16 protein-coding genes are annotated in these 14,686 nt (G+C 63.8%); 9 read left to right on the forward strand and 7 right to left on the reverse strand.

The annotated features are described in order from the left end of the window. Nucleotides 1–224 precede the first annotated feature (224 nt). From flgF to flgH, 4 genes are read left to right on the forward strand one after another with little or no spacing between them, the layout of a single operon-like run. Nucleotides 225–986: a flagellar basal-body rod protein FlgF gene (gene flgF / locus IVA91_RS05750; protein WP_247458422.1), complete on the forward strand. Its 762-nt coding sequence runs from the start codon at nucleotides 225–227 to the stop codon at nucleotides 984–986. Nucleotides 987–1,002: 16 nt separating this feature from the next. Then, entirely contained in the window at nucleotides 1,003–1,791 is a 789-nt protein-coding gene (gene flgG / locus IVA91_RS05755) for a flagellar basal-body rod protein FlgG (protein ID WP_247278072.1), read from the forward strand. Nucleotides 1,792–1,801: 10 nt separating this feature from the next. Next, a complete protein-coding gene (flgA, locus tag IVA91_RS05760; protein ID WP_247421847.1) occupies nucleotides 1,802–2,932 on the forward strand; it encodes a flagellar basal body P-ring formation chaperone FlgA in 1,131 nt (376 codons plus the stop codon). 4 nt (nucleotides 2,933–2,936) lie between these two features. Beyond that, on the forward strand, nucleotides 2,937–3,701 hold the full coding sequence (gene flgH / locus IVA91_RS05765; protein ID WP_247300082.1) for a flagellar basal body L-ring protein FlgH: 765 nt from the start codon (nucleotides 2,937–2,939) through the stop codon (nucleotides 3,699–3,701). A 339-nt stretch (nucleotides 3,702–4,040) separates the two neighbouring features. Here the strand turns inward: flgH and IVA91_RS05770 are convergent, their stop codons facing one another. The 4 genes from IVA91_RS05770 to IVA91_RS05785 all read right to left on the reverse strand — a co-directional run bounded on the left by IVA91_RS05770 (nucleotide 4,041) and on the right by IVA91_RS05785 (nucleotide 7,507). After that, nucleotides 4,041–4,820: a fumarylacetoacetate hydrolase family protein gene (locus IVA91_RS05770; protein ID WP_247421849.1), complete on the reverse strand. Its 780-nt coding sequence runs from the start codon at nucleotides 4,818–4,820 to the stop codon at nucleotides 4,041–4,043. A gap of 424 nt (nucleotides 4,821–5,244) precedes the next feature. Further along, a complete protein-coding gene (locus IVA91_RS05775; protein WP_247449109.1) occupies nucleotides 5,245–6,054 on the reverse strand; it encodes a phytanoyl-CoA dioxygenase in 810 nt (269 codons plus the stop codon). Between the two features lie 259 nt (nucleotides 6,055–6,313). Continuing rightward, complete coding sequence (gene dksA / locus IVA91_RS05780; protein WP_085966600.1) at nucleotides 6,314–6,679, reverse strand: RNA polymerase-binding protein DksA; 366 nt, start codon at nucleotides 6,677–6,679, stop codon at nucleotides 6,314–6,316. Nucleotides 6,680–6,895: 216 nt separating this feature from the next. After that, complete coding sequence (locus tag IVA91_RS05785; RefSeq protein WP_247458423.1) at nucleotides 6,896–7,507, reverse strand: NAD(P)-dependent oxidoreductase; 612 nt, start codon at nucleotides 7,505–7,507, stop codon at nucleotides 6,896–6,898. Nucleotides 7,508–7,658: 151 nt separating this feature from the next. Here IVA91_RS05785 and IVA91_RS05790 point away from each other — a divergent pair, with 151 nt between their 5' ends. Beyond that, nucleotides 7,659–8,030 carry a helix-turn-helix domain-containing protein gene (locus IVA91_RS05790; protein WP_247421857.1) on the forward strand — a complete coding sequence of 124 codons (372 nt, stop codon included), beginning with the start codon at nucleotides 7,659–7,661 and terminating at the stop codon, nucleotides 8,028–8,030. 221 nt (nucleotides 8,031–8,251) lie between these two features. Here IVA91_RS05790 and IVA91_RS05795 read toward each other — a convergent pair whose 3' ends face one another. Further along, nucleotides 8,252–8,665 carry a flagellar assembly protein FliX gene (locus tag IVA91_RS05795; protein ID WP_247421860.1) on the reverse strand — a complete coding sequence of 138 codons (414 nt, stop codon included), beginning with the start codon at nucleotides 8,663–8,665 and terminating at the stop codon, nucleotides 8,252–8,254. A gap of 286 nt (nucleotides 8,666–8,951) precedes the next feature. On the opposite strand from IVA91_RS05795, the gene IVA91_RS05800 reads away from it, so the two are divergent. From IVA91_RS05800 to IVA91_RS05815, 4 genes are all read left to right on the forward strand, one after another. After that, complete coding sequence (locus tag IVA91_RS05800) at nucleotides 8,952–10,076, forward strand: flagellar basal body P-ring protein FlgI (RefSeq protein WP_247278668.1); 1,125 nt, start codon at nucleotides 8,952–8,954, stop codon at nucleotides 10,074–10,076. After that, the gene (gene flgJ, locus IVA91_RS05805; protein ID WP_247421864.1) at nucleotides 10,076–10,444 is read left to right on the forward strand and encodes a flagellar assembly peptidoglycan hydrolase FlgJ; all 369 of its coding nucleotides are present in this window, start codon (nucleotides 10,076–10,078) and stop codon (nucleotides 10,442–10,444) included. The genes IVA91_RS05800 and flgJ overlap by 1 nt, the downstream gene beginning before the upstream one ends. 11 nt (nucleotides 10,445–10,455) lie before the next feature. Further along, nucleotides 10,456–10,953 (forward strand): hypothetical protein, encoded by a 498-nt coding sequence (locus IVA91_RS05810; RefSeq protein WP_247300105.1) that lies wholly within the window; start codon nucleotides 10,456–10,458, stop codon nucleotides 10,951–10,953. 161 nt (nucleotides 10,954–11,114) lie between these two features. After that, a complete protein-coding gene (locus tag IVA91_RS05815) occupies nucleotides 11,115–11,474 on the forward strand; it encodes a hypothetical protein (protein WP_247334423.1) in 360 nt (119 codons plus the stop codon). Nucleotides 11,475–11,593: 119 nt separating this feature from the next. Here IVA91_RS05815 and flaF read toward each other — a convergent pair whose 3' ends face one another. Beyond that, nucleotides 11,594–11,962, reverse strand: a complete 369-nt coding sequence (gene flaF / locus IVA91_RS05820) for a flagellar biosynthesis regulator FlaF (protein WP_008554779.1) — start codon at nucleotides 11,960–11,962, stop codon at nucleotides 11,594–11,596. Between the two features lie 288 nt (nucleotides 11,963–12,250). Next, nucleotides 12,251–14,491 carry a DUF1522 domain-containing protein gene (locus tag IVA91_RS05825; protein WP_247449110.1) on the reverse strand — a complete coding sequence of 747 codons (2,241 nt, stop codon included), beginning with the start codon at nucleotides 14,489–14,491 and terminating at the stop codon, nucleotides 12,251–12,253. Between the last annotated feature and the right edge of the window lie 195 nt (nucleotides 14,492–14,686).

Genomic DNA, 14,686 nt, shown 5'->3' on the forward strand with positions numbered 1-14,686 from the left:
AAATCTGCCGGGCAAACATGGCTAACAGAACCTTTCTGCCGCCCTCCCGCACCCCTCAAATTTCATCAAGTGCTTTAAATTACACGACTTTTAGAGTTGGCACGGCTTTCGCTGAGAAAGGGCCGAGACCCGACGGTTTGGGAGAACCAGACGGTCTCGTTCACGGGGTCCGCCAAGGCGCTTGGGAGAGCGAGGTGGCAGATCTCACTCAGGGGAGAATTCCGATGCAGAACGCGCTTCTGATCGGCTTGTCACGGCAGATGACGTTGGAACGGCAGATGGATGTCATCGCCAACAATGTCGCCAATGCCAATACCAACGGCTTCAAGGCCGACCATTCGCTGTTCGAGGAGTACCTCAACTCGAACGCGCGTGAGGACAATTTCCTCGGCTCCGACCGCCGGGTCTCCTATGTGCAGGACCGCGGCACCTTTCGCGACGTCGGCCAGGGGCCGATGGAGCCGACCAACAACCCGCTCGACATTGCGATCGACGGCAACGCCTATTTCGCGGTGCAGGCCAATGGCGGCGAGCGTTACACCCGCGACGGCAAGTTCTCGCTCAACAGCACCGGCCAGCTCGTCACCTCCGACGGCAACCTCGTGCTGAGCACCGCCGGCCCGATCACCTTCCAGCCGACCGACCACGACATCAACGTTGCACCCGACGGCACCGTCACCGTGCTCGAGGGCACGGCGAAGACCGACTCCATCCGCGGCAAGATCCGCATGGCCTCGTTCGACGATCCGGCCAAGCTGACCAAGCTCGGCGCCAACCTCTATGACATCGGCTCCGCCGTCCAGCAGGCCGACACCAAATCCAGCGTGCGCCAGGGCTACGTCGAGAAGTCGAACGTCAATGCGGTCGGCGAGATGAGCCGCATGGTCGAAGTCATGCGCAGCTACACCGCCATCGCCAGCCTGCTCCAGCAGCAGAGCGACCTCCACAAATCGGCGATCGAAAAGCTCGCCGACGTTCCGGCCTGATTGAAGGAGAACTGACATGCAGGCGCTTCACACCGCAGCGACCGGAATGGCGGCACAGGAACTCAACGTTCAGGTGATCTCCAACAACATCGCGAACCTCCGCACCACCGGCTTCAAGAAGCAGACCGCGGCGTTTCAGGACCTGATCTACGAGCACGTCCGCCGCGTCGGCGCGCAGTCATCCGACCAGGGCACCATCCTGCCGGTGGGCGTCGACATCGGCGGCGGCGTCAAGACCGTCGGCACGCCGCGCAGCATGACGCAAGGCACGCTGTCGCAGACCGGTAACGATCTCGACCTCGCGGTCTCGGGCGACGGCTTCTTCAAGATCCTGATGCCCGACGGCACCTACCAGTACACCCGCGACGGCACCTTCCAGATGGACAATCAGGGCCGCATTGTCACCGCACAGGGCAACCCGGTGCAGCCGACGATCACGATCCCGAACAACGCCTCGGGCCTGACCGTCAACGTCCAGGGCCAGGTCTCGGTGACCCTGCCGGGCTCGTCGACCTCGACCATCCTCGGCCAGATCGGCCTAACTCGCTTTATCAATAAGGCCGGCCTCCAGCCCGTCGGCAGCAATCAGTTCACCGAGACACCCTCCTCCGGCCCGCCGCAGGACGGCACCGCGACGGCCGAAGGTTACGGCAATATCACGCAAGGCAGCCTCGAGCAGGCCAATGTCGACGTCGTCTCGGAAATGAGCGACCTGATCGCGGCCCAGCGCGCCTACGAAATGAACGCCAAGGTGATCAGCGCCGCCGACCAGATGATGCAATCGACGACGGCGCTGTTCCGCTGAGGTGATGACCATGATCCGGACCACCCTCGCCACGATCTTCGCTCTGCTCGCGCTGGCACTGCCGGCAGCGGCGGCCGACGATTTCATCGCAGCGCCGACGCTGCGCGCGAGCGTCACCGTGACCTCGGACGTGGTGCGGGTCGGCGATCTCATCGACAACGCAGGATCTGCCGCGCTGATCCCCGTCTACCGCTCGCCCGATCTCGGCACCACCGGCGCACTGCCGGTCGCGCAGGTGTTGTCGGTGCTCCGCGCAAAACAGGTGATCGGCATCATGACCGGCGACATCAAAGAGGTCCAGGTCACCCGGCTCGCCCGCACGCTCGCCAGCAAGGACCTCGAAACCGCAGTCGCCTCCGCGCTCGAGCGCCGCTTCGGCCTCGGGGAAGCCGCCAACATCACCGTCACGTTCGACCGCGGCATCTCCGACATGCGGTTGGATGCCTCCAACACCGGCGCGCTCCAGCCGGTTGCAACCCGCTATGACGCCCGCAGCGGCCGTTTCGACGTCGCCTTCGAGATCAACAACGACAACAATCCGACGCCGACCAAGCTGCGCTTCACCGGCACCGCGATCGAGACGGTGGAAGTGGCCGTGCTGACGCGCGACATCGACCGCACCGAGCTCCTGAAATCTTCGGACGTCGCGCTGGAGCGCCGGCCGAAGGCCGAGGTCACCGGCGAGCCCGCCTCGCGCGATCGCACCGTCGGGATGCAGCTGCGCCGGCCGATGCGCGCCGGCATGCCGATCCGCGTCGCCGACATCGTCAAGCCCGACTTCGTGGTGCGCGATCAGACCGTGACCATCATCTACCAGGTGCCCGGCCTCCACCTCACCACGCGCGGCAAGGCGATCGAGAGCGGCGCCGAGGGGGACACCGTCAGCGTGCTCAATTTGCAATCCAAGCGTACGCTGACCGGAACCGTCACCGGCCGCGGCCAGGTCACCGTCCAGGGCGCCAGCCAGTCCGCACCGATGACGCCCGCGATCGAGCAGACCTCGTCGATCAAGCGTGACGACGTGCCGGCGGCCGCAGCCCTCGCCCAAAGTCTGGTCCAAGCCCCTGTGTCTCCGGCCCAGATCGCACAAGCCCAGATCGCGCAAGTTCGCGTCTCGCAAGCTCCAGCCAAGTCAGAGTAAGTTCATGTCTCCGTTCAGTTCGGCTTTCCACCTTCGTCGCATCGCGATCTCTGCCCTGCTGCTGGCGACTTGCGCCCTCGCAACCGGCTGCTCCTCGATCGACCGCCTGTCGCAGATCGGCGAGCAACCGAAATTGTCGGCGATCGACAATCCGACGACGCAGCCCGGCTACAAGCCGGTGCAGATGCCGATGCCGAAGCCGGAAGTCGCCTCCTACAATCCAAACTCGCTGTGGCGCAACGGCAGCCGCGCTTTCTTCAAGGACCAGCGCGCCCGCCAGGTCGGCGACCTCCTGACGGTGACCGTGAACATCACCGACAAGGCCAACCTCTCCAACGAGACCCAGCGCAGCCGCACCAGCAAAGAAGACTCTGGAATTACGGACTTCATCGGCAGCCAGACAGTCACGCAGCCGCTCAAGGTTCTCCCCGGACGTCTTCTCACCACTGACTCGACATCCTCGGCCGACGGCAAGGGCTCGGTCAACCGCCAGGAAGCGTTGCAGACCAACGTCGCCGCGGTGGTCACGCAAGTGCTGCCGAACGGCAACCTCGTGGTCGAGGGCAAGCAGGAAATCCGCGTCAACTACGAGATCCGCGAGCTCGTGGTCGCCGGCATCGTTCGCCCCGAAGACATCCAGAGCGACAACACCATCGATTCCAGCAAGATCGCACAGGCCCGCATCGCCTATGGCGGCCGCGGCCAGATCATGGACGTGCAACAGCCGCGCTATGGCCAGCAGGTCATGGACGTGCTGCTGCCCTTCTAAGCTTCTTTAAGAGCTCCCACATCGTGTTCGCGAACCTAGGCGCGAACGACGATGTACGACGCGGCCTCCGGTAGCTCCCCTGCCGGAGGCCGCATGTATTTTGGAGGTGGATGCTAGCGGGCTGTGAGTCAGGTCGCGCCATAGAAACGACGTCGCTGCCTCAAACACCGTCGCAATGACGAGCTTGCCGGGCGCTATCTACTCTCCCCCCCTGTCATCGTCCGCGAAGGCGGACGAACGATCCAGTACTCCAAGGCGCCCGTTGCTAAATCGATGCGGAGCGGCTTACTGGATTCGCCGCCTTCGCGCGGAATGACAGCATAGAATGCCGTAGCCCCCTCACGTAAACTCCGCCTCCACCGTCCCCAATCCGTCCAGCTCCATGCGCACCTTGTCGCCGGCCTTCAGCCAGAGCGTCTTCACCAGGCTGCCGGTGAGCACGAGCTGTCCCGCATGCAGGCTCTTGCCTTCGGCGGCGAGATGGTTGGCGAGCCAGGCGAGTGCGTTGTGGGGATGACCGAGCACGTCGGCGCCGGTGCCTTGGCTCACCTCCTCGCCGTTGACGATGGCCCCCCCCTTCACCGCGTTCAGATCCGGCACCGACGAGCGCGGAACCAGGGGCCCCAGCACGCAGCCCGCGGCGAAGAAATCGTCGGCGATCAGCGTCGGCGCCCCCATCGTCTCCCACTTCACGTAGCGATCGTCGACGATCTCGATCGCGGGATGGTAGGCGTCGACGGCCTCGCCGACCCATTCGGCCGTGAACGGCGCCTCGCCGGCGGCAAGGTCGCGCTTCAGCCGCACCGCGATCTCGCATTCGACGCCGACGCGGACATAGTTGGACGCGGCGAGCTTGGCGCCGCTGTCATGGACGCCGTTCTGGAACACGCCGCCGCCGCAAGGGTGCGGGATACCGATGTAATCCTGCATCACCTGGCTGGTGCAACCGATTTTGTAGCCGACGAGCGGCCCGACATGAGGCAGCAGGAGATCGTGCAGCGCGCGCTGGACCTGATAACCCTCGGCTTCGTCCGTGGGGGGGCGCTTCAGCGCCGCGAGCGGCGCATGGTTGCGGCGCGCCTGCGCGATCGCCTTTGCGGCTTCGAGAATCCTGTCCATCGGCGCCGCCTCCCACGCTACGCAACATTGCGGCTCAGTTCAGCATTCCCGTCCGCGCCTGACAAGCGCTGCTCGGCGCTGGGCCGAGCCGATTACGGGGGCTCCCGCCGCTTAAGAAAATATTGAGTTGGTTCGGGCCTTATGGAGCCGCGCGCCAGGCCCACTCGCCCCACGCAGCACCGAGGCTCGGATTGCAGCGATGCGTGAAGCCGCTGCGGCGGCGCATCAAGTTGCTGGTCGATCTCGTTGATGCGACTCGCAAAACCCTCCCCGCAGCTGAAGTGAATGTTGTTTCTCATGTGAACTCATGTGAGCTTGCAGGAATCGACGCTACCTCATCGATTCATATTTCGCGATCATGAGACGGGCGCCTTGTCGTGGTGCCTGAACCAGCACCACGACAGGCCAAGCGAAGCTGCTCGCCTCAGGCGTAGCCGAGCGCGATCCGGATCGCAATTTCGACCGGCGAGTAGTCATGGTCTACACGGTCCAGCCGATAGGGCTCGGCCGGAGGAAGGTCGGGCTGTGCCATGAAGCGTGGTGTCCGTCCGCGGTGCTTTTGCGCAGCGTGCACCAGGAAAGGATGGCACAGATAGACCGTGCCCGCCTCGCCCGTCGCAAGGGCGATCTCGCAATCGGCCCCCATGTCATCCAGCACCATCCGCGCACGACCCGCCTCTCCCGCCGGCGCGAGATAGCGCGCCATCGGCATGTGCGAGCCGCTCCTGATCCGCGTCGGCGCGTCGTGCTCGCCAACATCGGAGAACAGGAACAACATCAGCAGCGCGCGGCCGCGCGAGACAATATTGGCTCGCCACGCCGAATAGTCGTGCCGCTCGTTGGGGTCGCAGTCCTCGCCGGGAAAGCTGAGGTCGATGTGCCAGCCAGCATCGCCGGGATCGTCCGGATGTGGGAAGCGCACCGCAAAGGTGCCGCCGATATCCTTGCGCGCCCGCCAACGGCCGGCGCCGACCAGCTGGTCGAACGCGCGATGCAGCACCGGCATGTTGGCGATCTCTCGAAATGGCGGACCGCCATAGCCGGACAGCCGGATCACAGGGCGCGTCCAGGTCGACGGATCGTGTTCGCTGCACGGTAGATCGCGCCACAGGATGGCTCGTGCTTGCTCGGCGAGTGCGCGGGGAAAGGCGTTGTCGATCCGGACAAAGCCCTGTTCAATGAATTCCTGGATTTGCGCAGGCTCAAGGGCAAGCGCGTCATCTCGATCGCTCATGATTATTGTCTCTCAAGCTATCGCCAGCCATCCTTGGGCCCGCGTCATGCGGAGCCTGGCCGGCTCATTTCGGTTCACTGGAGTCAGGCCAGGCGGCAGCCTGCGCGGTCGATCAGCGCTTCCGGCTGGAAGCGGGATCAGCCCAAGCGATATTGAGAGTGCGAATCATCATAGCGGCGCGATCTACGCGCCAAACCAGCGGCGTTCAAGCGACGCCCTGCCTCCAAAAACAAAGAGCCGCAACTCTGCGGCTCGGGCTCTATTCGTCGCGATAGACCTTCTCGCGCTTCTCGTGGCGCTCCTGCGCCTCCACCGAGAGCGTCGCGATGGGCCGGGCCTCGAGCCGCTTCAACGAGATCGGCTCGCCGGTTTCCTCGCAATAGCCGTAGGTGTTGTCCTCGATGCGCTGAAGCGCGGCGTCGATCTTCGCGATCAACTTGCGCTGGCGGTCGCGGGCGCGAAGTTCGATGGCACGGTCGGTTTCAGACGAAGCCCGATCGGCGAGATCGGGGTGGTTCACGTTCTCCTCCTGCAGGGCTTGCAGGGTGAGCTTGGACTCTTTGAGGATCTCATCCTTCCAGGCGAGGAGCTTCAGACGAAAGTACTCCTTCTGCCGGTCGTTCATGAAAGGCTCTTTGTCGGTCGGACGGTAGTTTTTCAACTTTTCCAAAGGGCGGCCTATCTGTCTAAGCAACGACTCGCAAACGGAACGGGGTCCGTCGAGCGGGGCGTTATATAGCGGCCTCCTGTGACAGACAATATTTCCCTGCCGCCTCGGTCGCCGCCCCCAAGCCCTTGCACAGGAAGGTTTATCCGCAAAGGCCCGGGGGCGGCTGACAGCTCAGTAGCCGACCGTGAAACGCTGCCTCGGATGGGCCGGCCGCTCGATCTCGTCGGCGAGCGCAATGGCGTAGTCGGCGAAGGTGATCCAGCTCTTTCCGTTCGCATCTGCGAGAAGCTGGTCGCTCCCGAGCCGGAACTTGCCCGTCCGCTCGCCCTCGACGAACAGCGCCGACGGCGAGATGAAGGTCCAGTTCAGGTCCTTTTCCTGCCGCAACAGGTCCAGGAAGGCCCCGCCCTTTTCCGCCTCCGCCTTGTACTGGGCGGGAAAGTTGGGAGTCGTCACCAGTTTCACGCCCGGCGCCACTTCCAGGCTGCCGGCGCCACCGACAACGAGGTAGCGGCCAACCTTGGAGTCCTTCGCAGCGCCGATCAGCCGGAGCGGGTCGCTGGCCAGGAAGTGCACGGAACTCACGGCGACGTCGTGCCCATCCCACAGCTTGGCAAGGCCGGCCTGATCGCGCACGTCGCCCCTGGTGGGCGTGACGTTCGGCAGGTCGGCGATCTTTTCGGGGTTGCGAGCAATGGCGGTGACGCTATGGCCGCGACGAGACAATTCTCTGGTGATTTCCGACCCGGCCCGGCCCGAGGCGCCGGCAACTGCGATTTTCATGGAAGGCTCCTTTGCTTCTTTAGTACCTAGTAGTAACTTGATATCGCAAAGAATGCTGGTGTTAAGAGAGCACTTCGTGCTTACCTGATAACGCTGGAGTAACCGGCGAGCATATTCGCAAAGCACTAGGATGGAATCCGAGGACTCGACGATGAAGCCAGACGTCTATGCAGCGAACTGTCCGACGCGCCAGATCCTCGATCGCGTCGGCGACAAATGGGCGGTGCTGATCCTCTTGCTGCTGCGCGAGCAGCCGATGCGTTTCAATCAGTTGCGCCGCACGATCGAAGGCATTTCACAGAAGATGCTGAGTCAGGTTCTCAAATCGCTCGAACGCGACGGCCTGATCAGGCGCCGCGCCATCGCGACGGTGCCTGTCACGGTGGAATATTCGATCACGCAGCTCGGGCTGACGCTGGCGGCGGCGGTCGATCCCCTGCGCGATTGGGCCGAGCAGAATTTGAAGGACGTGCTCGCTGCCCAGCGCCGCTACGACGCACAACAGAAGGAGGAAGCGGCGTAGGCGCTCTCGCAGGAGCGCGCTCTGCACCCCAACCTCCGCTGTCATGCCCCGGCTTGCCGCCTTCGCTAAGCTCCGGCGGGCCGAGTACTCTTGTGGCCCCGGCGTAGCGTTGGCGGAGACGGGACCGGGCCATCCAGTCCGCCGCGGCTTCTTGAATCAACAACGTCTGTCTCTGGAATACTGGATCGCCCGCCTACGCGGGCGATGACAGCCTGCCTGTCTTACGCCCGGCCGGCCTTCGCCAGTTCGACCTCCACGCGCAGCTCGATCTCCGAGAGCACGGAATCAAGTCCGGGATCGCCCGACGACGACTTCAGGTTCGCCGCCGCGTCGCGCAGCCGCATCACGGTCGAGGCGTCGAGATTGCCGGAGAGGAGCCCCATCTTGAGATCGTCAAGCACGTCGAGCGCAGTCTTGCCGCGGGCGACCGAGCGCTTGCGGCGCGCGACCGGATCTTCTTCGACGCCTTGCAGTGCGAGCAACGCATCGATGTTCCCGGCGGCTTTCGGCGCGGCAGCGCTCCGCGTCTCCTGCGCCGACGAGGTGTCGGGCAGGACAAAGGTGCCGGAACCCGTCCGCCGGGCCTGGCTGGCCGTCGTTCCAAGCGTGGTGCCGTTCGGTCCGTAGATGCGCATCGCAGCAATCCGGGTGGTCGATGCCTCACCTTCGCCGTTTTATGGTTAACGGCGCGTAAACGGCTCGGCAAAATCTGCCGACAGGCGGCAGTTTCGCTCCTCAGGGCGAACGCCGGCTGACACCGGTCGGAACAGATTTACTCAACCTATTCAGCCATCTACCCTGCTGCCCTCGCTTGGCACGGCGCTCGCAAGGAAAGCGCCGGACCAGCTCGTCATGGGAGTGTCGCAGACGGTCCTTTGATTTGAGGAGCCCTTTTTGGGGGGGACCTTTGGGGAGCAGAGGATGCCAGGCGTTCGTTGGGTGAGGATTGTTGGGGTGGCCTGTGCCGCGCTGTCGGCGCTGGCGCTCTCGGTCACGCCTGCAAGCGCGACATCGCGCATCAAGGACCTCGCCAATATCGAGGGCGTGCGGCAGAACCAGCTCATCGGCTACGGCCTCGTCGTCGGCCTCAACGGCACCGGCGACACGCTCAATAACATCCCCTTCACCAAGCAATCGCTGCAGGCGATGCTCGAGCGCATGGGCGTCAACATCCGCGGCGCCACCATCCGCACCGGCAACGTCGCCGCTGTGATGGTGACGGGCAATTTGCCGGCGTTCGCCACCCAGGGCACGCGCATGGACGTCACTGTCTCCGCGCTCGGCGACGCCAAGAACCTCCAGGGCGGCACCCTGCTCGTCACCCCCCTGCTCGGCGCCGACGGCAACGTCTATGCGGTCGCGCAGGGCTCGCTCGCGATCTCCGGCTTCCAGGCCGAGGGCGAAGCGGCGAAAATCGTGCGCGGCGTGCCGACCGTCGGGCGCATTGCCAACGGCGCCATCATCGAGCGCGAGATCGAGTTCGCGCTCAATCGCCTGCCGAACGTCCGCTTGGCGCTGCGCAACGCCGACTTCACCACCGCCAAACGCATCGCGGCCGCCGTCAACGACTATCTCGGCGTCAAGACCGCCGAGCCGATCGACCCCTCGACGGTGCAGCTGTCGATACCACCGGAGTTCAAGGGCAACGTCGTCGCCTTTCTCACCGAGATCGAGCAGCTCCAGGTCGATCCCGATCTCGCCGCCAAGATCGTCATCGACGAGCGCAGCGGGATCATCGTGATGGGCCGCGACGTCCGCGTCGCCACGGTTGCGGTGGCGCAGGGCAACCTCACCGTGACGATCTCCGAGAGTCCCCAGGTGAGCCAACCCAACCCGTTGTCGCGCGGGCGGACCGTGGTTGCGCCGCGCAGCAGCGTCACCGTCACCGAGGACGGGAAGAAACTGGCCGTCGTCAAGGACGGCGTATCGCTCCAGCAACTCGTCGACGGCCTCAATGGCCTCGGCATCGGTCCCCGCGACATGATCAGCATCCTCCAGGCGATCAAGGCCGCCGGCGCGATCGAAGCCGACATCGAGGTGATGTGATGCAGACCGGCGCAATCAACACCCCGCGCGTCGCCAACGCTTCGGCCTTCTCGGTCGAGAGCCGCAACGGCCGGCCGGATTTCGAGCTCGCGAGTGCCTTGCAAAAGGTCTCGCCGCAACAGCAGGCCAAGGCGCAGAAGACCGCCACCGATTTCGAGGCGATGTTCCTCAACAGCATGTTCTCGCAAATGACCTCCGGCCTGAAGGGCGAAGGCCCATTCGGCGACACGCCTGGAACCGGGGTGTGGCGCTCGATGCTGACGGAGCAATATTCGAAGAACTTCGCCAGTGCCGGCGGCGTCGGTGTTGCCACCGAAGTCTACCGCACCCTGATCATGCAGCAGGCGAAAACGATCCGCACGGCATAAGGTCAACCGAGATGAACCATTCCCACGCCTCACGTCAGCCGATGCAAGCGCAGCGCCCAAACCCTGTGCATGGCAGCGCCGAGGCACGTAAGATCGGCGAGAACCTGATGGATGCTATGAGCGCCCTGCTCGGACTGATCGAGCGCGAGACCGAGCTCGTCCGCGCCGGCAACGTCCGCGAGGCGATGACGCTCGAGGGCAAGAAGCAAGAGTTGTCGCGCAACTATGTTGGCGCCGTCAGCCAGCTGAAAGCGAACCAGGCCCAGCTCGCCAAATCCGCGCCCGAGTTGCTCTCGACGTTGCATCGCCACCACGATGCGTTCCGCGCCATGCTTCAGGTCAACCTCACCGTGCTCGCCACCGCACACGCGGTGTCCGAGAGCGTTGTGCGCGGCGTCAATGCCGAGATCCAGAAGCGCAACGTGCCGAACACCTATACGGCTGCGGGTCGTCGCGCGGCCCCTGGCCCGCGCCACATCACGCCGCTCGCGGTCAGCCGCTCGCTCTGAGCGCCCGCAAGAACAAGAGACAATTTTACGAAAAACCGCGCGGCGATGTCGTCGCGCGGTTAGGCACGTTTGCTTACCCGGTCTTCAGTCCTGGTGTTCCATGCTTGCGCAATGAGAGGGGTTGGGATTTGACTCAATACTAGGCAACCAGGAGGCTGCCAATGAGTACAGATTTCAGCATCCGGCCGGTGGGGATCCCGGCCCCCGTGCAGATCGTACCGACGTCCAACGCGGCGGCGAACGAGGCTGTGCAAACTGATCTTCCGGTGCGGCAGACGGTCGCCGCCAGCGATACGGGCGCGCCCGTGCGCAATGATCCGCCAAACCACGAGAACGTCTCGCGCCAGGTCGTGTTCGACCAGGCGGCCGCATCCTTCGTCTTCCAGGTCGTCAACGACAAGACCGATGCGGTGGTCAACCAGTTCCCCGACGAAGCGATGCTGCGCCGGCGGGCCTATTTCCATGCGCTGGATCTGAAGTCCGAACCCTCGCGCCCGCTCAGCACCGACCGCAGCGCCTGACGATCAAGCGTCGAGCGGCGTAACGGCAATATCGAAATAGGTCTGGCTTGCCGCATCTGTCGGCGTGACCTTGGCCCGCACTCGACAGAATGCTCGACCATGACGCAGACGGCTTGCTGTCACGGCCTTCCGGACAGACCAGCTGCGATATTGCGGTTGATCTCGATCAGCGGACGGAAGTGATCGAACTGCGGGCTCATCTGCAGCGCGGCGGTCTGGCTCAGCACGAAGACGCTGATGTTGGCGATCTTCTGCCGGACGTCGATCGGTTGCGGATTGTTGTCGCGCATCGCCTCGCTCAAGAAGATGGTCCAGAGCTTGCGGTTGAACATCAGGGCCTGCATGGTCTGCTCGCTGAGCGGATCGGCGTTGTTCACCGCATCCTGAAGCTTGTTCGCGGCCTTGAGCAGGGTTTGAGCCTCGATGTCGCGAGGAGATGCAGTGGTCGTTGCAACACGCGCGTAGGCCGAGGCAGCGGAATTCGACATCAATCACACCCTGGAGGTTACCTAGCGCGTTGAACGCGCTTAAGGATTTCTTTCCCGACCCTAGGCAGCACCGCTTAAGATTTTGCTTACGTGACGAGTGGAAGGACTCCGGATTATTACGGTCGCGGAGTCCTTCGTCACCGCAAGGCTAGATGCGCGCACGCATGCTGTAAACACGCCTCGCACGACGCGCATCAATCTCGGCTAATCCTGCCTTAGCGATCTCCATAAAAACGGCGGAGCGTGAGCCCCGCCGTGATGTTCAATTCAGTATCTTGCATCGTGAAATTAGCGGAGCAGCTGGAGCACGCTCTGCTGGGACTGGTTGGCCAGCGATAGCGCGGAGACTGCGATCGACTGCCGGGTCGACAGCGCCTGGCTGTTGGCCGCTTCCTCGTTGGTATCGGCGAGCGTCAGGTTCGACGAGCCGGTCTGGAGCACGTTGATCAGGTTCTTGGAGAAGTCCTGACGCACCTGCACGATCGAGAGGTTGGAGCCGAGAGCAGAGCCTTCCGAGCGTAACGTGCTCGAGGCCGCATTGAGGCTCGCGAGCACCCTGTTGGTGGCGCCGTTGTCGATGAAATCGACGCCGTTGACGAGATTGGACAGGCCGAGGCCCGCCGCGTTGAACACCACGCCATTGATGCCGAGCGTCGAGCTGCCGGTCTCATTGAAGATCAGCTTCAGCGTGTCGCCGTTGAGCAGGTTGACGCCGTTGAAGGAGGCGTCCTGCGACGTCGTGTCGATCTGGGCCAGGATGTTGTTGAACTGGTTGACCAGGTTCGAGCGCGCCGTCTGCGCGACCGGATCCTGGATCGGCGGCTGGGCCGTCGTAAAGGCAACCGTACCGGTGATCGTACCACCGACGACGCCGCCGGCCGCCACCGAGCCGAGCGTCGAAGACGCGTATTCGTTCACGGTGGTGATCGTGAGCACGCCGTTGGCGTCGATTGTCGCCGTGAGGTGATTCGCCTGAAGCTGCGAGTTCAGCTGATCGAGTGTCTTGACGGTGCCGTTGGTGCCGTCGCCGAAGGTGACGTTGACCGCCGTGCCGCCGTTGAAGGAGGTAAATGTCAGGGTCTTGCCCGAGATGCTGCCTACTCCCGGCGCGCGTCCCGCGGTGAAGGCCGTGCCGGTGCCGGTGGGACCGGTCAGACCGAACGAGGACAGCGCGTTGCCGGTTCCAGTGATCGACAGATCCGCCGTGGTGCCGGTGCTGAGCTTGAGAGCGCCATTCACGACCGAGGACAGCGACGAACCGCTCGCCGCAACCACGGCGCCGCTGCTGACGATGCCGGCCCCCGAAGCCAGATCGATCGCGTTCAACGAATCCTGAACGTTTCCGCCCTGGAGATACACGACGGAGTTGCCGTTGTTGTCCGTCACGATGTTGCCGATCTTGGTGGAGCCTGTCGGCGCGGCAGCAGGAGCGGCCGCATTCTTGAACGTGACCGTCTTGCCATCCACATTGAGCGTGGAGCCGTCCTGAACGAGAGTGCCGAGCGTCGCCGAAGTCGTCAGGCGCGCCTTGGTCACATTGACATTGCCGGACCCGGTCGCGGTTGTCAGACCGAGCGCCTTGAGGAAGTCGGCCTTGCCGGTGATGCTGAGGTCGGCGCCGGTACCAGTGGTGAGGGTGAGAACACCAGAGGTGATGGAGGCGTTGGCGCCGGACGAGCTCGACAGCGTCGCGGTGCCGCCCGTGATGGCAGCCTTTTGCACGCCACTTGCAAGGTCGATCGCATCCATCACGTCCTGGACGGTTGCGGCCGGAGCGGCGTTTGTTCCGAGATAGACAGTCGAGTTGCCATTGCCGTCCGTGACGACGTTGTTGTTCTTGCCGGAGCCGGCAGGAACGTTGGCCACCGCGGGCGCAGCGCCGGCCCTGAATGTGATGGTCTTGCCGTCCACGACGAGCACATCACCATCCGACGGAGCACCGTTCGTCGCGATAGTGCTCGCGCTGGGCGTGCCGAGCAGCGTCAGACCCGCAGCCAGGCTGGCCGCGGTGCCGGCACCATCAGGAGCAGCCGAGCCGACCAGCGACTGCGAGATGCCGCCGAGCGTGGTCGTGGTGGTCGCCGGTGTCGTACCGCCAGCGGTACCGTTGGTGACCACATTGCCGGTTGCCGTTGCGTATGTATAGCTCGTGGTGCCGCGCAGATCAGCCGGCGTCGCGCCAGGGATCGTGGTCGAGATGTTCGACTTGGTCGAGTAGCCGACCGTGGTCTGGAGCGCCTGGTTGGCGATCGACTTGGCGCTGTCGATCAGCTTCTGCAGCGAGGTGATGCCGGTGTTGGCGGCCTGCAACACCTGCACACCGTTGTTGATGCCGTCGAGGAGATTGCTGATATCGCTCGCCCTATTGTCCAACCCCTGTGCCGTGAAGAAGTTGGTCGGGTTGTCGAGCGCGGTGTTGACCTTTTTCCCGGTCGAAAGGCGCTGCTGCGTCGTGGACAGCAGGTCGGCCGTCGACTGCAGCGACAACAGGTTCTGGCGAACTGACGCCGAGAGAACGATGTTGGACATTGGCGAGTCTTCCTCTTGAACCGGGTACGAATCGGCCGCGCGGTCTCGAAAGCGGGCTTCTGTCCAGTTTTAGGAGGTGTCCTTTAAAGTATGGTTAACGCCGGTTTAAGCGATAGGGTTAATAGCGGGTGAACGCCCCTGCCCGCCTCCGGACGCAAAAAAGAGCGGCGGGAAAATAGCCCCGCCGCTCGATTT

Origin of the sequence: Bradyrhizobium sp. 153 (assembly GCF_023073835.1) — a bacterium.
Classification (GTDB): Bacteria; Pseudomonadota; Alphaproteobacteria; order Rhizobiales; family Xanthobacteraceae; genus Bradyrhizobium.